Here is an 18,355-nt window from a genome sequence, read left to right as displayed (position 1 = left end):
GGCGATGCAGGCGGTGGCGAGAGCGGCGAAGGCGGTGCTGGGGCACCGGGGCAGGGCGGCGGCGCTGGCCGCGGTGCCCGCGGCGGTGGCGCTGCTGGTGTCCGGGGCGGCCGGCCCTGCTCCGGCGTCGGCCGCGGAGGGCGAGAGGCCCGATGCCGTCGCCCGCGAGGCGTACTTCCTGCCGCCGGAGGACGCCGAGCCGGACGACGGGCTCACGTACGACCCGGCGCTCGTGCCCGCGGGCACCGGCATCGGCGTGGTCGAGGTGGCCAGGCGCGGCAAGACGCACCTCAGGCTCACCCTGACCGGCCTGATCCCCGACCGTACGTACGGCGCACACGTCCACACCCGGCCCTGCGGCAGCAGCGCCGACGAAGCCGGGCCGCACTACCAGAACGAGCCGGACCCCGCGCAGCCGTCCGTCGACCCCGCGTACGCCAACCCCGACAACGAGGTGTGGCTCGACTTCACCACCGACCTCCGGGGCAACGCCGAAGCCACGGCGCGCCAGGACTGGCGGTTCCGGCCGGGCGAAGCCCGCTCCGTCGTCATCCACGAGCACGCGACGATGACGCACCCGGGCGAGGCCGGCATGGCGGGCACGCGGCTGGCCTGCCTGTCGGTGCCGTTCGAGTAGCGGGGGAGTGGTCAGGGGTGGCCGGTCGTACGCGCACGCCGACGCGTATCGCGGCGGGTGCGGTGGCGCTCGCGCTCCTCGGCGCCGCCGGGGTGGTGGTCTGGCTCTTCGCGCTCCCCCCGAGCCTCGTCCCCGACGCCCTGTACTCCCACGCGCCGCAGGCCGTCGTCGACGACGCCAAGCCCCCGCCCCTCCAGGTGCAGCAGCGCACGTCGGGCTTCCGCGTGCCGTACCGCGCGCCGGCCTCGGGGCTGCCGCACAGCTCCGGCTTCGCCGCCCGCGGCTCGGCGGACATGCCGGCTCTCAGCGACCTGTTGTACCGGCGCCGGATGAGCGAGACGTACCCGGTCCCCGCCGGGCTCGCCGGCCCCGGCACCTTCGAGACGGTCCCCGGCCACGATCCGGCCCCGGGCACGGGGCGGGTGGTGCGCTACCGCGTCGACGTCGAGGAGGACGTACCCCTGGACGGCCGGATGTTCGCGCGGGCCGTACAGGAAACCCTCAACGACGCGCGGAGCTGGGGCGAGGGCGGGCGGCGGACCTTCGAGCGCGTCTCGACCGGGCCCGCCGACTTCGCCGTCACGCTTGCCAGCCCCGGCACCACGGGGGAGTGGTGCGCCATGTCGGGCTTCGACACCACCGTCGACAACGTCTCGTGCGACTCCGGCATGACCGAGCGCGTCCTCATCAACGCCTTCCGCTGGGCCCAGGGCTCGACGACCTACGGCGACGACATGTTCGGCTACCGCCAGATGCTCATCAACCACGAGGTGGGCCACCGGCTGGGGCACCTGCACGCCTACTGCGTACGGGACGGGGCCCGCGCGCCCGTGATGATGCAGCAGACGCTGTCCCTCACCACCGACGGCGCGCAGTGCGAGACGAACCCCTGGCCGTACCCGGACCGGGGCTGACCCCGCCCCCGCAAGCGAGGGACCCGCTAACCCGTTCGGAGCACCACCCCGTGCGCCCCGCGAATCCCCTGACTCCCGGCCGCCGCGGGCGGGCTCCCGGAAACGTGGCTGATCAGCGGTCCCGGCACGGCGGCCGAAGGCGTTCGACGGGCAGTCCGGACAGCGTTGTTCGAGATGCGGCGGGCCGCCATCTGTTCCCATCCTGGGTGCGGCGGAACGCTCGTCGAACAGGAATGTGGAGGACCCCCGCATGGCTCTCCCGCTGGCGGAACGAATAGCGACGGTCGCGCGTCGGCACCCGGAGAACCCCGCACTGTTCTGGCAGGGCCGCCCGGTGTCGTACCGGGACCTGCTGGCGATGGCCCGCACCGCGGAGAAGAGCATCGCGGCGCTCCGCATCCCCGAGGGAAACCCCGTCGCCGTCGTCGCCGCGAAGTCGCCCGAGAGCATCGCCGTCCTCCTCGCCTGCATGCACACCGCCAGGCCGGTGCTGGTGCCCTCCGCCGACGTGACGGGCAAGCCGCTGGACGGACTCCTCGCCGAAACCGGCGCCCTCGTGCTCCCCGACCCGCGCGCCCTCACCACCGGCACCGCGGGACCGGCCGTCGCCGGAAGGCCCGCCGAGAGCCGGGTGCCCGAGGGCAACGCGCTGATCCTCACGACCTCCGGGTCCGCCGGCTTCCCGAGGGCGGTGCCGCTGCCCGCAGCGGCGATCGGCGCCTTCGTGGAGTGGGCCGCCGCGACGTTCCGGATCCGCGTCGGCACGTGCGTACTGAGCTACGCGCCGCTCAACTTCGACCTCAGCCTCTTCGACGTCTGGACCACCCTCTCCCACGGCGGCCAGGTCGCCCTGGTGGCGCAGGACCGCGTCGCCCAGCCCGGCCACCTGCGTACGCTGCTGCGGCAGTGCCCGGTGCACGTGGTCCAGGGCGTGCCGATGCTCTTCCAGCTCCTCGCCGCGGCTGAAAGGCCCACCGGCGGCGGCGAGTTCGCCTCGGTCGCGGAAGTCCTCGTGACCGGCGATTCGCTGTCCTCCGCCGGCCTCGCCGCGCTGCCCGGCCTCTTCCCCCGGGCGCGTATGCACAATGTCTACGGCTGTACGGAGACCAACGACACCTTCGTCCACGAGATGGACCCCGAGGGCGACCTCGGCCGCTACGGCGCCGTGCCGATCGGCCGCCCCGTCGAAGGCGTCGCCGCGGACATCGTCACCGACGACGGCACCGTCCTCAAGGGACCGGGGCACGGCGAGCTGATCGTCACCTCCCCGTTCCAGACCAGCGGCTACCTCGACCCGGCGCAGCACGCCAAGTCGTTCGTCGGTCACCCCGACGGCGTGACCCCCGGCCCGTACTACCGCACCGGGGACCTCGTGACCCGCCATCCCGACGGCGTGCTCACCCTCGACGGCCGCAGCGACTTCATCGTCAAGATCCACGGCATCTGCATCAATACCGCCGCCGTCGAAGGCGCGCTGCGCTCCCACCCCGAGGTGGCGGACGCCGTGGTCTTCGCCCTGCCCGACGAGCGGACCGGCAGACGGCTGCACGCCGTCGTGCACCGCACCGCCGGGTCGATGCTCAACAGCCTGCGGCTGCGTGAGCACGTCGCCGCGGAGCTGCCGCGCGCCGGCATCCCCAGCGGCATCGAGTTCGTCGACGCGCCGCTGCCGCGCACCGCCACCGGGAAGATCGACCGGCGCACCGTGGCGAACAGCCTCTGACCGCGGATCCCGTACGAGGAAGGAACGACGCATGTCCCGCATCGACGCCATGGACGTCCTCCCGGACGGCTTCCGCACCGCCGCGTCGATCGACGGCTTCGCCCCATCCGCCGCCCCGACGGTGAAGGCCGGCTGACCGTGCCCGTCGACGTGCTGCCCGCCCTCGCCGCCCGCCGCCCGGTGGACGAGACGAGCTGGCACGACCTGTGGGAGCGGGCCGCCCACAAGGCCCTCCGCCCCGGGGAGGCCGTCGGCGTCGTGGCCTCCCTCTCCACCCGGCTGCCGGACGCGGACTCCGTCGTCGCCCTGCTCGACTCGCTCGACGCCCGGCGTGGCCCCCTCCCCGCCCCCTGGCCCGGCACCGTCAACCCCGTCGGCACCGGGGGCGGCCCGGCCACGTTCGACGTCGCCACCGCCGCCGCGCTGCTCGCGGCGGCCATGGGCATCCGCGTCGTCAAGACCGGCTCGTGCGGGTGCACCGGCCGCTCCGGCTCCCTCGACACCCTGGAGCGCCTCGGCATCGCCACCGCCGCGAGTTACGCCGAGTGCGAGGACATGCTCGCCGCCCACGGCATCGCCTTCGCCGGCGGCTTCGTCCACCCCGTCGAGCTGACCTCGCTGGAGCGCGCGATCCTCCCGTACGGGATGGAGCAGGTCGGCGGCGCCGTCCACCGCCTCGGCCCGTTCCTCGCCGCGATACCCGTCACCGCCCAGGTCACGGGCGTCACCGAACCCGGCCTCCACGCCGTCGCCGCCCGGATCGCCGACAGCCGCCCGCACCGCGCGCTCTGGCTCACCCGCAACGACCTCGGCGCCGACAAACTGCTGAGCTTCGCCGCCAACACCGTACGCCCCGGCCCGAACCGGTCCGAGACGACGATCGCGCCCGGCTTCGCCGGCGGCGGCCACCCGCACCCCGGCACCCTCGCCGACCTGCGCCCTGCCGGCCCCGGCGAGCCGGCCGGGACGCACCTGCTCGCGCTGCTGCGCGGGGAGGGCCCGGCCGCCGCGCGGGAGACCGTCTGCCTCAACGCCGCCGTCGCCGCCCTCGCCGCCCTCGCCGCGGGCGCGGACCAGAGCCTGGCCGAGGCGTTCCACGCCGCCGAGGACGCCCTGCGGGACGGCGCCGCCGTACGGCTCGTCGAGCGGCTGCGCGCCCGCCGCGGGACGGAGTCGGCAAGGCAGGTGGCCGGTGTCCGCGCCTAAGCCCTCTCTGACTTCTGCGCCTTCGGCCCCGCGCCGAAGGGCGACGGGACGCATCCCCCGCGACGGTGCAGGACCCTCTCCTGCTGCTGACCGCCGCAAGCAATCCGAGTAAAGGAGCCGGCAGTGATCGCGTGGTCGAAGGACGACGAGAGGCTGAGAGAGGGGATCGGCCAGTGGTTCGGGAAGTTCGGCGAGGACTTCTCGCGCTACGACAGGGAAGCGGCCTTTCCACGCGAACCCTGGCTCGCCGTCATGGAGTCCGGGCTCCTGCGCCTGCCCTTCGACGAGAAGTGGGGCGGCCTCGGCCAGTCCCTCCTCACCACCATGTACGTACTGGAGGAACTTGGCCGCGGCTGCCCCGACAGCGCAGTGAACTTCGCCATCACCACACACATGGTGAGCACCGGCATCGCCCTCCAGCGCTTCGGCTCCACCGCGCTCAAGGACACGTACCTGCCGCGGATCAGCGCCGGCACCGCGATCGGCGCCCACGCCGTCACCGAACCCGACAGCGGCTCCGACGCCCTCGGCATGCGGACGACCGCGACCGCCGACGGCGACTGCTACCGCCTCAGCGGTTCCAAGGCGTTCGTCGGCAACGGGCCGGTCGCCGACCTCGTCGTCGTCTACGCCAAGACCGAACCCCCCGCCGGACCCCTCGGCGTCACCGCCTTCCTCGTGGAACGCGACACGCCCGGCCTCACCTTCGGCAGCCCCACCGGGAGGACGGGGCCGAAGTCCCCGCCGCTGTGCTCGCTCTTCCTCGACGACTGCCGGGTGCCCAAGACCCACATCCTCGGCCGCGTCGGCGCCGGATCCCTCGTCCTGGACCACGTGCTGACGTGGGAGACCCTGTGCTGCTTCATCGTCAGCACCGGCGAGATGCGCCGCCGCCTCGACCGCTGCGTCGAGTACGCGGGGGAGGGCAGCGCCTTCGGCCGGCCCAGCGGCGGCTTCCATGCCGTCGCCCACCGGATCGTCGACATGAAGATCGGCCTGGAGACGTCCAGGAAGTGGCTCTACGACACGGCCGAGAAGTTCACCGCGGGCCGCAAGGTCACCGCCGACCTGGCGATCGCGCAGTTCGTCGCCGGCCGCGCGGCCCTCGACTCCGCCCTGGCCGAGTACGGCCTCGAACAGGAGCTGCGCGGCGCCCTCGCCGTCACCATCCACTCCGGCACCACGGAGACCCAGTACAGCCGGATAGCCGCGACGCTCGGCCTGGGGCGCGCCGCCTGACGCGGGAGAACACCGATGACGACCACAGACCTGGAAAGCACCCTCGCCCCCACCGAGTTCCTGAACTCCGACGACCCCGACGTCCGCGACTTCGTCCGCCGCGCGCTCCCACGGGACGGGCTCGACAGCAGGGACGCGGCCGTACGCCTCTACTACGCGGTGCGCGACGGCATCGACTACGAGGTCTACGGCGCGGACCTGTCCCGCACCGGCGTCACCGCCGGGCAGGTGGCCCGTACCGGCAAGGGCGTGTGCATCCACAAGTCGGTGCTCTACGCCGCCGCCCTGCGCGCCGTCGGCATCCCCGCGCGGCTCGTGCTCACCGACGTGCGCAACCACCTGTTCTCCCCCGCGCTGCGCAAGCTCGTCGGCGGGGACGCCTTCCGCTACCACACCTTCACCACCGTCCACCTCGACGGCGGATGGGTGCGCGCGACCCCCGTCTTCAACCGGCTGCTGTGCCGCCTGTACGGCATGCGCCCCCTCGACTTCGACGGCCGAGCCGACAGTGTCCACCACCCGTACGACGACCACGGCGCCCGCCACCTGGAAGTCGTCCGCGAGCACGGCGAGTTCGACGACCTGCCGTACGAGCGGGTTCTCGACGGCATGCGCGCCGCGCACCCCGGCATCTTCGCGGACCCCACGAGCACCCGGCTTGTCACCGGCTCGCTGCACGCCGACGCCGGCGCACGGAAGGGCTGAAGTCGCGTGTGGTTCAAGGCGTTCGGCATCACCGCGGAACACCACGGCGGCATCGACGCCGCCGCGGGACATCCCTCGCCGGCACCCGTCGGCGTCAACCGCCACGCCCGGGACCGGGTGCGGCGACAGGCCAAGCAGGAGGAACAGCATGCCCTTTCCGGCTGACATCACCCCCGTGAACGCGACGGACCTGCGCTTCGGCGACGCGCTGGCCGTGGCCGAGCTGCCGGTGATCATGGAGATCAAGCAGTCAAGAGCGGGCGGTGAGGACCTGATGCAGGGCCGTACCGCCGGCGATCTGGTACGGCACTACGAGGAGTTGGGTGCGCCCGCGGTGTCCGTCGTCACCGGCTCGTGGTTCGGCGGCACGGCCCGGCTCCTGGACGAGGTGGTCGAGGCGACCTCGCTGCCGGTCCTCGTCAAGGACTTCTTCACCAAGGAGAAGCAGATCACGCAGGCCGCCGAGGCCGGCGCGGCGGCCGTGCTGCTCACCGCCACGATCCTGCCGCACCGGCTCATGGCGGTGCTGATCGACGCCTGCCTGGCCCGCGGCGTCACACCGTTCGTCGAGATCACCTCCGGCGCCGAACTGTCCGCGCTCACCCGGCCCGAGGCGTGCGTCGTGGCGGTGAACAACACGGACATCCGCACCCGGGAGAGCGACGAGCCCGACCTGGGCCGCAGCCACGACCTGCTGCCGCGCGTCCGGGCCGCCAGCGCTGGCCTGGCCGTCAGCGCGAGCGGCATCGCCACCCCCGAGGAGGCCGCCGGCCTGCTCGCGGCCGGCTTCCGCGGCCTGCTGATCGGCACGGGGCTGCTGCGTGCGGAGGATCTGGACGCCTGGTTCGGCGACCTGCGCGCACTGCTGCCCGGCGCAGAACAGGCGGCCGCGGACGGACAGCGGCGTCATGCGGCGGAGCCCTCCGCACGGACAGCGGCAGCCGCCCGTACGGGACGGGCAGCCGCCGCAGGCAGCGCGCCGAGCACGGGAGCCGCCGCGGCCTGACACCGGCAGTGGCGGCGTCGTAGCCGATCATCAGCCGGATGTACGCGCCCTCAACGCGACCACGCACCGGCGCCAACTCCGCCGCGCCGACGACCAGCAGGGACCGTGTCCACGACGACGCGACGGGCGCCCTTAGCGGGCGACCAGGCGGCGACTGACCGCGCGCGGCCGGATCTCTTCTGTGCCGGGCGGCGCCCCGGCCGGTACGTTCTGGTACTCCTCTTCCGCGGGCCCGTAGCCCGCGGCGGCGGCACCCCAGGGCAACCGGGCGGAAGGAGCCGGACGATGACCGGACCGAACGGCGCACGGGCGTACGAAGGACCGGGCCGGAGAGGGTTCCTCGGCTACGTGCTGGCCGCCCCCACCCTGGTGGCCGCCGCCCAACTCGCGCCCGCCCCCGCGGCCCGCGCCGCCCCCGCCGCGCCGGACCTCACCGAACTCCTCGACCTCAACGACGTCATGACCGCCGCCGCGCTGCCCACCTCCGGCCTCATCACCGTCGAGGTCGAAGCCGACGGCACCGTCTCCTTCGCCCTGCCCCGCGCCGAGGTCGGACAGGGCATCACCACTTCCACCGCCATGCTCGTCTCCGAGGAACTGGCGGTGCCGCTGGAGCGGGTACGGGTCACGCTGGCCGAGGCCCGTCCCGAGCTGCTGTTCAACCAGCTCACCGGCGCCTCCAACACCACCATCGCCACCTTCACCCCCATCCGGGTCGCCGCCGCCGTCGCCCGCCACCGGCTGCTCACCGCCGCCGCGGCCGAACTCGGTGCCCCCGTCGCGCGCCTGACCCTGCGCGACGGCGCCGTCCACGACCGCTCCGGCGCCGCCGTCGGCATCGGCGCCCTCGCCCCCAGGGCCGCCGCCACCCGCTCCGAGCCCGTCGAGGTCCGGCTCACCGCCCGCGAGGACTTCACCGTCATCGGCCGGCCCCACGACCGTATCGACGCCCGGGACGCGGTCACCGGCCGCAAGAAGTTCGCGATGGACCTCGACGTCCCCGGCGCGAAGCCCACCATGGTCTGCCGCCCGCCGACCATCAACGGCAAACCCGGCGCCGTCGCCAACCTCGCCGAGGTCACCGCCATGCCGGGCGTCACCGACGTCGTGCCGATCGACACCGGCGTGGCCGTACGCGCCGAGACCTTCGGCCAGTGCATCGACGCCGTACGCGCGCTGCGCGTCGACTGGCTGCCCGGCACCGCCGAGGGCAAGTCCGACGAGACCGTGCTGCGCGAACTCGCCGCGGCCGAGCCGCCGATGGGGCCAAGGCGTGCACCAGCCACCTCAACGGCAAGGCGGTCAACCCCTGCGCGGTCCCCGTCGGCGACCTCCGCCCGACCGACGAGGTCACCACCATCGAGGGCCTCGCGGACACCGTCGACGAGGACCTGCACCCCATGCAGCAGGCGTGGCTCGACCACGACGTCGTCCAGTGCGGCTACTGCCAGCCAGGACAGATCATGGCCGCCGTCGCCCTGGTGCGCCGCGTGGCCGCCGAGGGCCGCGAGATCACCGACGACGACCTCGACGGCCTGCGCAACATCTGCCGCTGCGGCACCTACGTCCGTATCCGCGAGGCCATCAGGGCGGGTGCGGAACAGATGTGACGCAGGTCGGTCAGGCGGGCAGCCGGGCGTCCACGACGACGGCTATCTCGACGAGCTGCCCGGGGAAGGCCAGCTCGGTTACGCCGACGACGGTGCTGACGGGGCGGTGGGCGCCGTAGTACGCCAGGTTGCCGGCCGAGATCGCCTCGGCGTTCTGCTGGAGGCGCACGCCGTACACGGTCTGCGAGACGATCTGGTTGCGGGTGGCGCCGTAGTGCTCCAGGACCTTGTCGAGGTTGGCGTACGTCAGCGTGAGCTGCGCGGCGCAGTCGTCCGCGTGCGCGAACTCGCCCGCCTCGTCGAAAGCGACTTGGCCGGAGACGTGGATCAGCTCGCCGGACCTGATCGCCTGGGCGTAGCCGAAGTCGTTCTCGGGTGCCACGCCGTGGTGGAAGGCGTCGATGGTGGCCATGGTGAGGGTCCTTCCCTGTGCTCTCTTGCGGTTACTCGGAAACTGTAAGAGAGTGAGCACTGATCTGGAAGAACGCACTTTTCGGTAACCGAGGAACCAGATGGTGACCAAGCACGAACTCAGGGGCCTGCCCGAGGACGCGGACCTCAGGCGCGCGGACTCCCTGGCCCGGGAGATCTTCTCCGACGTGGCCAACAAGTGGGCGCTGCTGATCATCGAAGCGCTCGGCGAGCGCACCCTGCGCTTCGGCGAGCTGCGCAAGGAGGTCGAGGGTGTCAGCCACAAGATGCTCACCCAGAACCTGCGCACGCTGGAACGGGACGGCCTGGTCGACCGGAAGGTCTACCCCACGGTCCCGCCGCGGGTCGAATACACCCTCACCGAGCCGGGCCGCGCCCTGCGGGCCACGGTCGACGCCATGTGCGAGTGGACCCAGCAGTACCTGGGCCACATCGAGGACGCGCGCAGCCGCTTCGACGCCTGACGGCCGAAGCGGGCGCGGAGGGCGTCAGCCCACGGGCTGCACCCGGGAACGCAGCAGGCAGAACTCGTTGCCCTCGGGGTCGGCGAGCGGGTACCAGCTCTCCTCGCCCGTCTGGCCGATGTCGACGTGCCTGGCCCCGAGCGCCAGCAGCCGCTCCAGCTCCGCATCCTGGTCGCGGTCGGTGGCGTTGACGTCGATGTGCAGGGGCAGCTTCCCCTTGCGCGGCTCGCTGCTCGCGCTCAGCACGAGCGTGGGCTGGAGGCCGCCGAAACCGGCGTCGGGCGGCCCGATCTCGATGGTGCCGTCGTCCTCCCGGCCGAGCTCGACGTAACCGAGGACCTCGCTCCAGAACGCGGCGAGCCGCTCGGGATCGGCGGTGTCGATGACGAGTTCGGTGATTCGGCATGCCATGCAGGCAGCATACGGGCCGCTCCCCGGCACCGCGCGGCCCCGGGTGGTCCTGCCGTGGCGGACTGTCAGTGGCGGCTGAGAGGCTGGGGTCATGGACAGGGACGAGGAGCTGCTGCGAGGCCGGGTGTACGGCACGGAACACGACGATCCGCACCCGGGGCCGCGGCCGGGCCGGGAGTACGCGGAGCTGGTCGGCGGTCCCCTGGACGGGCTGCTGCTCGACATCACCGGCTGGACCGCGGCGGAGACCGCCGCGGGCGCGGCCCTGCCCACCGAGCTGGGCCGCTTCGGCGCCGGCGGCCGCGCCACGTACGCCCCCGCGCCCGGCTCTCCGGGACGCTGGGTCTGGGCGGGCGACATAGCCTGAACGCCCGTGTGGCCGCGCGGACTTCGGGAAGCGGAATCCGGCCTGGTAACGCGCATGCCCGACGTAGGGTGCCGCGTATGAAAATCTTCGGATGGCTGCTGTTCGTCTGCGGCCTGTACTTCCTCGTGCAGGGATTCGCGATGCCGATGATCGCCGAGCGCTCTGACGTGGAGAGCATCGAGTTCCAGCAGATCCGCGAGTCCAGCTCGTACCTGGGCATCGGCCTCATGATCGGCGCGGTGGCCTGCGGCGTACTGGACCGCGGCCCCGGCGGCTCGACTCAGCACGCCGCGCAGCAGCCCCCGTCGTACCCGGCCCAGCAGCCCTACGGTGCCCCGCCGCCCCCGCAGCAGCCGCACGGCGGCTGGGGCCCGCCGCCCGCGGGCTGATCCCGCGCGACCTCAGGGGGTGACGACGGCGAAGTCCGGGTCGGGCTTGTCGAGGACGGACAGCAGGGTGCGCAGTACGCCGAGGTCGCCCGTGTGCTCGATGTCCTCCGGATCCTCCCCCGCCAGCAACGCGAGCAACTGGGCCTTCGTCAGCGTCAGCGACACGTCGGCCGGCTCCGCGGGATGGCCGTCGAGGTGGTGATGGGTGAGGGCGCCGTGCGAGAGCGTGGCGCGGTGGTGCTCGCCGAGGTCGGTGACGTGCCAGTCCAGGGTGAGGCGGAGATCCCACGCCCGGGGGCCGTCGACGACGATGGCGACGGAGTCGAGGAGCTGCTCCACGCTGAGCGCGGCCATCATGCTGCTCGCGGCGATATCGGTCCGGCTGACGCCTTCGCGCAGCTCGCGGGCGCCGACGAGATAGCAGTTGCGCCAGGTCGCGCACTCGGCGCCGTGGCCGAGCCGTTCGAAGACATCGGCGAGCGTGTTCTTGGCGCCGGTGTGGTCGGGGTCGGCGAAGACCGCGTGCTTGAGGAGCTGCGCGGCGAAGCGCAGATCGCCGTCCTCGGCGTACGCGCCGGCCTTGGCCACCAGGGCGTCGACGCCGCCCATGCACTCGGCGTAGCGCTTGGCGGTCTCGGCCGGCGGGTGCTCCCACAGCGAGGCGGGGTGGCCGTCGTACCAGCCGAGATAGCGCTGGTAGATGGCCTTGACGTTGTGGCTGACGGTGCCGTAGTAGCCGTGCGTGTGCCAGGCGGCGGCGAGCGACGGCGGCATCTCGATGATCTCGGCGATCTCGGCGCCGGTGTAGCCCTGGTTGGCCAGCCGCAGGGTCTGGTCGTGGAGATACGCGTACAGGTCCCGCTGCTCGGTGAGGAAGTCGCGCATCGCCTGCTGCCCCCAGGTCGGCCAGTGGTGGGAGGCGAACAGCACGTCGGCGCCGGCCGCGAAGAGCCGCAGCGCCTCGTCCAGATAACGGGCCCACACCCGGGCGTCCCGGACGAGGGCACCGCGCAGGGTCAGGATGTTGTGCAGGTTGTGGGTGGCGTTCTCGGCCATGCACAGCGCGCGGTGGTCGGGCAGCAGGAAGTTCATCTCCGACGGCGCCTCGGTGCCGGGCGTCATCTGGAAGACGAACCGCACCCCGTCGACGGTCTCCGTCTGCCCGGTGTGGGTGACGTCGATCGTCGCGGGCAGCAGCGCGGGCGTACCGGTGGAGGCGGTGAAGCCCAGCCCCATGCCGACCAGCCCGGCGGGGCCGCGGTCCAGATTCATGCCGCCGTAGTAGAAGCCGCGGCGCAGCATCGCGGTACCGGCGTACACGTTCTCCGCCACGGCGTGCTCCAGATACCCGGCCGGGGCGATGGCCGGCACGTCCGCGTCCGGGTCGAGGACCCCGAGGATGCCGCCGAAGTGGTCGAGGTGCGAGTGCGTGATCACCACACCGGTGACGGGCCGGTCGCCACGCTGCGCGCGGTACAGGGCCAGCGCGGCGGCGGCGGTCTCCCGCGAGATCAGCGGATCCACGACGACGACCCCTTGGTCGCCCTCGATCAGGGTCATGTTCGACAGGTCGTACCCGCGTACCTGCAGCACGCCCTCGGCCACCTCGTACAGCCCGGCACGCGCACAGAGCTTCGCCTGCCGCCACAGGCTGGGGTCGACGGTGTCGGGATGGTTGCCATCGGGAAGAGAACCGAGGAAGGCGGTGTCGTCGAAGTCCCACACCACCCGCCCGTCCGCGGCCGTGACCCGCCGCTCGACGGGGCCGGCGAGGAAGCCGCGGTCAGCGGCCTCGAAGTCGGCGCGGTCGCTGGGATCGGGCGTGGCCATACAGGTCCTCCCACGGGGGGTAAATGCCGTGATACCAGCCTCTGCCAGGCACGTAGGCCGGACTCTCCGGGCCGGGCCGTTCGAGTGACACGCGTAGAACCGCCACCTCTTCGAACCTGACGATCCGAATCCTTGTGATCGTGTCCCGGTCAGGTCACCAAACAGTCACACCGGCAGACACGGGCCGCCGCGGTCGGACAGGATTCACCGGTCCGAACACGTATTTGCTAGGGGAATCATGCACAAGCGCACTGCCCGTGTATCCGCTCTTGTTGCGGCTGCGGCGGCACTGACCTTCGCCGTGGCCGGTTGCGGTAGCGACAGCGAGCCGGATGAGGCAGCCTGCAAGGAGGCCATCAGCAAGGGGTTCAAGGATGCCGCGGCCGGCAAGGAGGGCGCCCTCGAAGACAAGCCTGAAGCCTGCGAGGGCATCAGTGACAAGACCGGCCAGCGTCTGGTGCAGGAGGTCCAAGACGAGGAGATGAAGGGCATCGAGGAGTCCCTCGACGCTCCCTGACCGAAACCGGCGCCTGCCCGGCGCGGAGGCGAACAAGCCCTCCGCGCCGGGCGGGCCCCGCTTCGGCCAACCGGGCGGTCCGCAGGGTCCGTACGGGCGGATCCGTACCCCGGCCCGCGTGATCGTGCCACCGGCGCGCAGCCTCCCGGCATGAACAAGATCAGCCGCATCCTGCGCGCGAAGCTGTCGACGGCGGCCGCCTCCCTGGCCCTCCTGACAGCGGCCACCCTCGGCGCCACAACGGCCCAGGCCGCCGGCACCACCGACTCCGCTCCCGCAGCAGCGCCGACGCTGCGCGAGCAGGCCGACGCCATCATGAACCTCACCTACGGGGAATTCGCCGGAACCCCGCACGTCCCCCCGTTCAACTGGACGACCGACGGCACGTAGTGCGGGGAGACGCCCGACAGTCGGCTCCGCCCCGGCGTCACCCGCCCGCGTCCGCAGCGCGGATCATGCCTGACCGGTCTCGAAATGGCCGATCTTGCCGTCCGTGACGGTGAAGGCCCAGCGGGTGTGCATGCTGCCCCACGTGGTGTTCGTGTACGTGGCGACCAGAGAGCGGCCGTCGGCGGACACGGTTTCGATTCCATGCGGCGCTCCGCCGAGAAGATCTCAGGGCGCGAGGCCGTGGCCGGTGCCGTCGTCGGACCTCGTGGCGTCGTCGGTGAGCACGGTGAAGAACGCGCCGGCGTAGGCGGAGTACAGACCGGTGTACGTGGCGAGCAGGTAGGTGGGCCACCTTGATGCTCTTCCCGCCGTCCTCGATGCGCCGCGCCGCCTCGCCGATCAGAAGAGCGCCGCCTTGGAGTTGACCGCGAACATCCGGTCGTACTCCTCCTCGGCGATGTCGACCTCCGCGGGCCTGGTCAGGCCGGCCTGGGACCACGTCCTCGGCCTTGGCGCGGGAGGAGCCGCTGTTGTAATGGACGGCGACCAGGTCGCCCTCGGCGCCCAGGGTCGCGCTGATCAGGGTGCCGAGATCGCGCGATGCGCCGCCGACGAAAGCGGCCTTGGCGCTGAGCGTGTAGTCCGAGGGGTAGGCCATGACGGTCTCCTGCGGTGTCGCCCGGGTGGCGTGGCCCGGTGCTCCGGGCCACGCCACCACCCTGGCCGCGGCGCGGGGCGCAGTTCTTGAACGATCAGCGCACCCGTGGAACGAACCTTTGGTGAGGATGCGCCACTTCTTCAGGTGCGCGAAGGCGTGCTCGCACGCCGCCCGCTCGGCGGCGATGAGCTTGTTCGCTTCCTGCTTCGCACGGGTGAGCGGCTTGGTGCGGGCGGCCTTGAAGTTGGAGATGACCGGGGTGGCGGTGAATCGGCCGTTACCCGTCCTGCGCAGCAAGCCGCGCTGCGTAAGACGACTGAGCTTGCCGCGCTCCAACTCGGCCCGCCGAGCCGCGATTTTGTCCAGCATCCCTGCCAGCAATCGCGACGGATCATCATCGGCCGGAGAGGCCCCGAACCGCCGGGCAACGGGCGCGTTCCCGGCGCGCTCGTCCTGCCACCGCGGTAGGCGGCGATCTCGTCGTGATCGCGGCCGAGGAAGTTCACCACATCACGATCCGCTCGGCCAGCGGCTCGCCGCCCAGCAGTAGCACCCGGGCGTTCCCCTCGGCCGAGGCGGCGAGGCCGAGCCTGCCCGCGCCGAGGAGTTGGCAGACCAGTTCGCCCGATCCTGCCGTCGTCGCGTCGCCGACGGTGACGCGGCCGGTGCCCACGAGCATCCCGTGCTCGAACGCCGGGTCGGTGAACCGGTGCGCGTCCGGCAGCGCCACCCGCAGCTGGGAGCCGTGCGGCACCGTGGTGCCGGGCGTGGAGTACTCCGAGTGCGCGACGCCGGACCCGGCCTCTGGTCTCTCGCGTCAGCGTAGCCGCCGGTCGTGGGCGACGAGGACGCGGCGCAGCAGAGCGGTCAGGGTCTCGCGTTCGGGAGCGGTGAGGTCGCACAGGAACTCCTCCTGGGCGCGCTCCGCGACCCGCCGCAGCTCCGCGTGCAGCCGCTCGCCCTCCTCGGTGAGCGCGACGAGCTGGCGGCGGCGGTCGCCCGGGTCGCGGGTGCGGTGGACCAGGCCGCGCTCCTCGACGGCGTCGAGATACCCGACGAGGTGGCTGCGGTTGAACCCCAGGCGGTCGGCGAGCACGTGCTGCGGCAGCGGGCCGAAGTCGGCCAGCGCCGTGAGCGTGGCGAAGTGGGGCAGTCGAAGCCCGTGCTCGCCGACGGCGGCGATCAGCACGTCGTGACCGATCCGCGCGACGTGGCTCGCCAGGTACGTCGGCAGGGCGAGCAGGCTCGGCGGCCGGTTCGGGCCCGGTGATGCGTCGGCGTCGTCCATGGGGCCAGCCTAGCCAAATGGAGGCTGGATGTAAGAATGTCATTGTGTAACGATGTCGCAGTGGCATCGAATCTGACAGTGACATCGACACAACCGCGAACAACGCCCTACCGCACCGGCCCGGCCTTCGCCGCCCTCCTGATCGCCGTGCTCGCCTTCTCTCTGATGCAGACGATGGTCGTGCCCGCCCTGCCCGACCTCCAGCGGACCTTCGACGCCGGCACCACCGCCAGCTCATGGGTGCTCAGCGCCTTCCTGCTGACCGCCTCGGTGGCCACCGCGCTCCTCGGCCGGGTCGGCGACATGTTCGGCAAACGCCGGGTGCTGCTCGCCAGCCTCACCGTCTTCGCCACCGGCACCCTGCTCGCGGCCCTGTCGACCTCCATCGGCATGCTCATCGCCGCCCGCGCCGTCCAGGGCGTGGGCTCGGCCGCTTTCCCCCTCGCCTTCGGCATCGTGCGCGAGCGCTTCCCGCGCGAGCGCGTGCCCGTGGCCATCGGGCTGATCAGCTCGACCTTCGGCATCGGCTTCGGCGTCGGGCTCGTCATCCCTGGGCCGATCGTCGACGCGCTCGGCTGGGAGTGGATCTTCTGGTCCGGGCTGATCGTCATCGTCCTCGGCATCGTCGCCGTCGCCGCCTTCATCGAGGAGTCCCCGAGCCGCTCGCCCGGCTCGGTCGACTGGGTCGGCGTCGCGCTCCTCAGCGCTGGTGTGGTGGCGTTGCTGATCCCCATCAGCCAGGGGAGGTCCTGGGGCTGGGGGTCCCCGGGCGTGGTCGGGCTCTTCGCGGCCGGCGCGGCGCTGCTCGCGGCGTTCGTGGCCGTGGAGCGGCGGCTGGCGGCGCCGCTGATCGACATCGGCCTGCTGTGCCGGCCGGCCGTGGCGACGTCGCACGTGGCCGCGCTGATCATCGGCTTCGGCATGTACGGGGCGTTCACGCTGGTGCCGCTGCTGGCGCAGACGCCCCCAGCCGCGGGCTACGGGTTCGGCGCCTCGGTCACCGAGTCCGGCCTCTTCATGGTGCCCATGGCCGCCACCATGCTGATCGCCAGCCCGCTCGCCGGGCGCGTCGGCGCGGCCGTCGGCTTCAGGACGCCGCTCGTCCTGGCCTGCTTGGTCGGCGTGGCGGGCTTCGCCGTGTACGCCGGGGCGCACGAGAGCGAGTGGGCCCTGTACGCCGGCTCCGCTGTGCTCGGCGTCGGCGTCGGCCTCGCCTTCGCGGCCCTGGCGAACCTGGTGGTCGGTGCGGTCGACCCGCGCCAGACCGGCGAGGCCACCGGCATCAACACGATCGCGCGGACCATCGGCGGCTCGCTCGGCGCCCAGCTCTCCGCCTCGATCGTCGCCTCCGACACCGCCCCAGGCGCCGGCCTGCCCGCCGAGTCCGGCTACACGACGGCGTTCGTCATGTCCGCCATCGCCCTCGGCGTCGCCGCGCTCGCCGCCCTCGCCGGGCCGGGCCGCCGCGAGCGTCGCGCCGAGGACGGGGAGCGAGCCGGTGCCTGACTAAGGACACGACCTGCTCTTCGGCGCCATCGTGCTGCCCGCCGCCGCACGCCCGCAGGTCGCCGTCGCCACGGCGCGCGTCGCCGAGCGGGCCGGCCTCGACCTGGTGAGCGTGCCGGACCACCCCTTCCGGCCCGGCCTCCTGGACGCCTGGGCGGTCCTCGCCGTCGTCGCCGCGGCCACCACCAGCGTCCGGGTCTTCCCCAACGTCGCGAACCTGCCCCTGCCCCCCCCCGCCGCCCTGGCCCGCACGGCCGCCAGCCTGGACCTGCTCAGCGGCGGGCGCGTCGAACTCGGCCTGGGCGCAGGCGCGTACTGGGAGGAGATCGCCGCCGAGGGCGGGCCCCGGCGCACACCCGGCGAGGCGGTCGCCGCCACCCGCGAGGCCATCGACGTCATCCGCGCCCTGTGGTCGCCGCCCGGCCCCGGGGTCCCGGGCGACCGCTCTGGCCACCGCCCGGCGCGGACCTCGTCACGGCCCACGACCGCCTCCGCGCCGAGAACCGATCGGATCGACCGGGAGCTGGTCGCGCTGGCCACCGCGGCGGACGCCGGAGCGGGCGGCGGCCTGCAGGACGCGGTGGACCGGCTCGACGAGGCACTGCTGGCGCATCTGGCGTACGAGGAGCGGGAACTCATCGCGCCAGGCCGGGGGCAACGGGGGTCTCCCACACCACGGTGCGCCGCCGGGTGCTGGAGGTCTGTGGCCTGCCGGCCGCCCGCACCAAGCCGCTCACCCGTGCGAAGAAGGAAGCGAACAAGCTCATTGCCGCGGAGCGGGCGGCGTGCGAGCACGCCTCTGCGCACCTGAAGAACTGGCGCATCCTCACCAAACAACGGCTGTCCGCCCGCCACGCGACTACGCTGCTGCGGGCCCTGCTCGTGCTGACCAACACCGAGGTCGCCCGCTGACAGACGATCTTCGACACACCGGTTCCAGCCCCAGCAACGGTTCGCCGACCGCCCGGTGTGCACCACCAGCACGTGTACGGGCGGCCCGACCGGCAGCGGCGCCGTGTCCGACACCCCGGCGGCCCGCTCCACCGCCCGTTCCACCACCGCG

General features: G+C 72.8%; 23 protein-coding genes and 1 pseudogene. 18 read left to right on the top strand and 6 right to left on the bottom strand.

The features are described 5' to 3' along the window. Window positions 1–4: 4 nt before the first annotated feature. The 10 genes and pseudogenes from OG946_RS01390 to OG946_RS01345 all read left to right on the top strand — a co-directional run bounded on the left by OG946_RS01390 (window position 5) and on the right by OG946_RS01345 (window position 9,040). The gene (locus OG946_RS01390) at window positions 5–637 is read left to right on the top strand and encodes a superoxide dismutase family protein (protein ID WP_326800111.1); all 633 of its coding nucleotides are present in this window, start codon (window positions 5–7) and stop codon (window positions 635–637) included. A gap of 17 nt (window positions 638–654) precedes the next feature. Continuing rightward, entirely contained in the window at window positions 655–1,551 is an 897-nt protein-coding gene (locus tag OG946_RS01385; protein WP_326794316.1) for a DUF3152 domain-containing protein, read from the top strand. 250 nt (window positions 1,552–1,801) lie between these two features. After that, window positions 1,802–3,274 (top strand): AMP-binding protein, encoded by a 1,473-nt coding sequence (locus tag OG946_RS01380; RefSeq protein ID WP_326794315.1) that lies wholly within the window; start codon window positions 1,802–1,804, stop codon window positions 3,272–3,274. A 138-nt stretch (window positions 3,275–3,412) separates the two neighbouring features. After that, the gene (locus OG946_RS01375) at window positions 3,413–4,480 is read left to right on the top strand and encodes a hypothetical protein (RefSeq protein WP_326794314.1); all 1,068 of its coding nucleotides are present in this window, start codon (window positions 3,413–3,415) and stop codon (window positions 4,478–4,480) included. A 123-nt stretch (window positions 4,481–4,603) separates the two neighbouring features. After that, on the top strand, window positions 4,604–5,719 hold the full coding sequence (locus tag OG946_RS01370; RefSeq protein ID WP_326794313.1) for an acyl-CoA dehydrogenase family protein: 1,116 nt from the start codon (window positions 4,604–4,606) through the stop codon (window positions 5,717–5,719). A gap of 15 nt (window positions 5,720–5,734) precedes the next feature. Continuing rightward, complete coding sequence (locus OG946_RS01365) at window positions 5,735–6,424, top strand: transglutaminase-like domain-containing protein (RefSeq protein WP_326794312.1); 690 nt, start codon at window positions 5,735–5,737, stop codon at window positions 6,422–6,424. Between the two features lie 6 nt (window positions 6,425–6,430). Then, complete coding sequence (locus tag OG946_RS01360) at window positions 6,431–6,589, top strand: hypothetical protein (protein ID WP_326794311.1); 159 nt, start codon at window positions 6,431–6,433, stop codon at window positions 6,587–6,589. Next, complete coding sequence (locus OG946_RS01355; protein ID WP_326794310.1) at window positions 6,573–7,430, top strand: indole-3-glycerol-phosphate synthase; 858 nt, start codon at window positions 6,573–6,575, stop codon at window positions 7,428–7,430. The genes OG946_RS01360 and OG946_RS01355 overlap by 17 nt, the downstream gene beginning before the upstream one ends. 285 nt (window positions 7,431–7,715) lie before the next feature. Continuing rightward, window positions 7,716–8,696 (top strand): annotated as a pseudogene (locus OG946_RS01350) (molybdopterin cofactor-binding domain-containing protein); the annotation flags it as partial. Then, a complete protein-coding gene (locus OG946_RS01345; RefSeq protein WP_326794309.1) occupies window positions 8,585–9,040 on the top strand; it encodes a (2Fe-2S)-binding protein in 456 nt (151 codons plus the stop codon). The pseudogene OG946_RS01350 and the gene OG946_RS01345, both read left to right, overlap by 112 nt. Before the next feature lie 10 nt (window positions 9,041–9,050). On the opposite strand, the gene OG946_RS01340 is transcribed toward OG946_RS01345, so the two are convergent. Further along, window positions 9,051–9,452, bottom strand: coding sequence for a Rid family hydrolase (locus tag OG946_RS01340; RefSeq protein ID WP_326794308.1), 402 nt, complete (start codon window positions 9,450–9,452; stop codon window positions 9,051–9,053). 100 nt (window positions 9,453–9,552) lie between these two features. Between OG946_RS01340 and OG946_RS01335 the strand changes: the two genes are divergently transcribed. Beyond that, window positions 9,553–9,936 carry a winged helix-turn-helix transcriptional regulator gene (locus OG946_RS01335; protein WP_326794307.1) on the top strand — a complete coding sequence of 128 codons (384 nt, stop codon included), beginning with the start codon at window positions 9,553–9,555 and terminating at the stop codon, window positions 9,934–9,936. 24 nt (window positions 9,937–9,960) lie between these two features. Here OG946_RS01335 and OG946_RS01330 read toward each other — a convergent pair whose 3' ends face one another. After that, window positions 9,961–10,347, bottom strand: a complete 387-nt coding sequence (locus OG946_RS01330) for a VOC family protein (protein ID WP_326794306.1) — start codon at window positions 10,345–10,347, stop codon at window positions 9,961–9,963. A 91-nt stretch (window positions 10,348–10,438) separates the two neighbouring features. Between OG946_RS01330 and OG946_RS01325 the strand changes: the two genes are divergently transcribed. Then, a complete protein-coding gene (locus tag OG946_RS01325) occupies window positions 10,439–10,714 on the top strand; it encodes a hypothetical protein (protein WP_326794305.1) in 276 nt (91 codons plus the stop codon). Between the two features lie 77 nt (window positions 10,715–10,791). Next, window positions 10,792–11,103, top strand: coding sequence for a hypothetical protein (locus tag OG946_RS01320; RefSeq protein ID WP_326794304.1), 312 nt, complete (start codon window positions 10,792–10,794; stop codon window positions 11,101–11,103). A gap of 12 nt (window positions 11,104–11,115) precedes the next feature. On the opposite strand, the gene OG946_RS01315 is transcribed toward OG946_RS01320, so the two are convergent. Beyond that, window positions 11,116–12,933: an alkyl/aryl-sulfatase gene (locus OG946_RS01315; protein WP_326794303.1), complete on the bottom strand. Its 1,818-nt coding sequence runs from the start codon at window positions 12,931–12,933 to the stop codon at window positions 11,116–11,118. Between the two features lie 238 nt (window positions 12,934–13,171). Here OG946_RS01315 and OG946_RS01310 point away from each other — a divergent pair, with 238 nt between their 5' ends. Beyond that, window positions 13,172–13,450, top strand: coding sequence for a hypothetical protein (locus tag OG946_RS01310; protein WP_326794302.1), 279 nt, complete (start codon window positions 13,172–13,174; stop codon window positions 13,448–13,450). A gap of 150 nt (window positions 13,451–13,600) precedes the next feature. Next, window positions 13,601–13,840, top strand: coding sequence for a hypothetical protein (locus tag OG946_RS01305; protein WP_326794301.1), 240 nt, complete (start codon window positions 13,601–13,603; stop codon window positions 13,838–13,840). A 63-nt stretch (window positions 13,841–13,903) separates the two neighbouring features. On the opposite strand, the gene OG946_RS01300 is transcribed toward OG946_RS01305, so the two are convergent. Further along, complete coding sequence (locus OG946_RS01300; protein WP_326794300.1) at window positions 13,904–14,029, bottom strand: hypothetical protein; 126 nt, start codon at window positions 14,027–14,029, stop codon at window positions 13,904–13,906. A 574-nt stretch (window positions 14,030–14,603) separates the two neighbouring features. Between OG946_RS01300 and OG946_RS01295 the strand changes: the two genes are divergently transcribed. Further along, on the top strand, window positions 14,604–14,966 hold the full coding sequence (locus OG946_RS01295; RefSeq protein ID WP_326794299.1) for a hypothetical protein: 363 nt from the start codon (window positions 14,604–14,606) through the stop codon (window positions 14,964–14,966). Between the two features lie 34 nt (window positions 14,967–15,000). Here OG946_RS01295 and OG946_RS01290 read toward each other — a convergent pair whose 3' ends face one another. After that, window positions 15,001–15,228: a pirin-like C-terminal cupin domain-containing protein gene (locus tag OG946_RS01290; RefSeq protein WP_326794298.1), complete on the bottom strand. Its 228-nt coding sequence runs from the start codon at window positions 15,226–15,228 to the stop codon at window positions 15,001–15,003. A gap of 87 nt (window positions 15,229–15,315) precedes the next feature. Further along, window positions 15,316–15,786 carry a MarR family winged helix-turn-helix transcriptional regulator gene (locus tag OG946_RS01285; RefSeq protein ID WP_326794297.1) on the bottom strand — a complete coding sequence of 157 codons (471 nt, stop codon included), beginning with the start codon at window positions 15,784–15,786 and terminating at the stop codon, window positions 15,316–15,318. Between the two features lie 78 nt (window positions 15,787–15,864). On the opposite strand from OG946_RS01285, the gene OG946_RS01280 reads away from it, so the two are divergent. Both OG946_RS01280 and OG946_RS01275 read left to right on the top strand, forming a co-directional pair. Then, window positions 15,865–17,292, top strand: a complete 1,428-nt coding sequence (locus tag OG946_RS01280) for an MFS transporter (protein WP_326794296.1) — start codon at window positions 15,865–15,867, stop codon at window positions 17,290–17,292. 31 nt (window positions 17,293–17,323) lie between these two features. After that, window positions 17,324–18,103 (top strand): LLM class flavin-dependent oxidoreductase, encoded by a 780-nt coding sequence (locus OG946_RS01275; RefSeq protein ID WP_326794295.1) that lies wholly within the window; start codon window positions 17,324–17,326, stop codon window positions 18,101–18,103. Window positions 18,104–18,355 lie beyond the last annotated feature (252 nt).

Source organism: Streptomyces sp. NBC_01808 (assembly GCF_035917395.1).
Lineage (GTDB): Bacteria > Actinomycetota > Actinomycetes > Streptomycetales > Streptomycetaceae > Streptomyces.
This window is presented reverse-complemented; position numbering and strand designations above follow the sequence as displayed.

Excerpts from the sequence above, each read along its gene's own strand:
- OG946_RS01390 (WP_326800111.1), top strand. The coding sequence starts at position 5 with ATGCAGGCGGTGGCGAGAGCGGCGAAGGCGGTGCTGGGGCACCGGGGC.
- OG946_RS01380 (WP_326794315.1), top strand. The coding sequence starts at position 1,802 with ATGGCTCTCCCGCTGGCGGAACGAATAGCGACGGTCGCGCGTCGGCAC.
- OG946_RS01365 (WP_326794312.1), top strand. The coding sequence starts at position 5,735 with ATGACGACCACAGACCTGGAAAGCACCCTCGCCCCCACCGAGTTCCTG.
- OG946_RS01355 (WP_326794310.1), top strand. The coding sequence starts at position 6,573 with ATGCCCTTTCCGGCTGACATCACCCCCGTGAACGCGACGGACCTGCGC.
- OG946_RS01340 (WP_326794308.1), bottom strand. The coding sequence starts at position 9,452 with ATGGCCACCATCGACGCCTTCCACCACGGCGTGGCACCCGAGAACGAC.
- OG946_RS01335 (WP_326794307.1), top strand. The coding sequence starts at position 9,553 with ATGGTGACCAAGCACGAACTCAGGGGCCTGCCCGAGGACGCGGACCTC.
- OG946_RS01330 (WP_326794306.1), bottom strand. The coding sequence starts at position 10,347 with ATGGCATGCCGAATCACCGAACTCGTCATCGACACCGCCGATCCCGAG.
- OG946_RS01325 (WP_326794305.1), top strand. The coding sequence starts at position 10,439 with ATGGACAGGGACGAGGAGCTGCTGCGAGGCCGGGTGTACGGCACGGAA.
- OG946_RS01320 (WP_326794304.1), top strand. The coding sequence starts at position 10,792 with ATGAAAATCTTCGGATGGCTGCTGTTCGTCTGCGGCCTGTACTTCCTC.
- OG946_RS01315 (WP_326794303.1), bottom strand. The coding sequence starts at position 12,933 with ATGGCCACGCCCGATCCCAGCGACCGCGCCGACTTCGAGGCCGCTGAC.
- OG946_RS01310 (WP_326794302.1), top strand. The coding sequence starts at position 13,172 with ATGCACAAGCGCACTGCCCGTGTATCCGCTCTTGTTGCGGCTGCGGCG.
- OG946_RS01305 (WP_326794301.1), top strand. The coding sequence starts at position 13,601 with ATGAACAAGATCAGCCGCATCCTGCGCGCGAAGCTGTCGACGGCGGCC.
- OG946_RS01285 (WP_326794297.1), bottom strand. The coding sequence starts at position 15,786 with ATGGACGACGCCGACGCATCACCGGGCCCGAACCGGCCGCCGAGCCTG.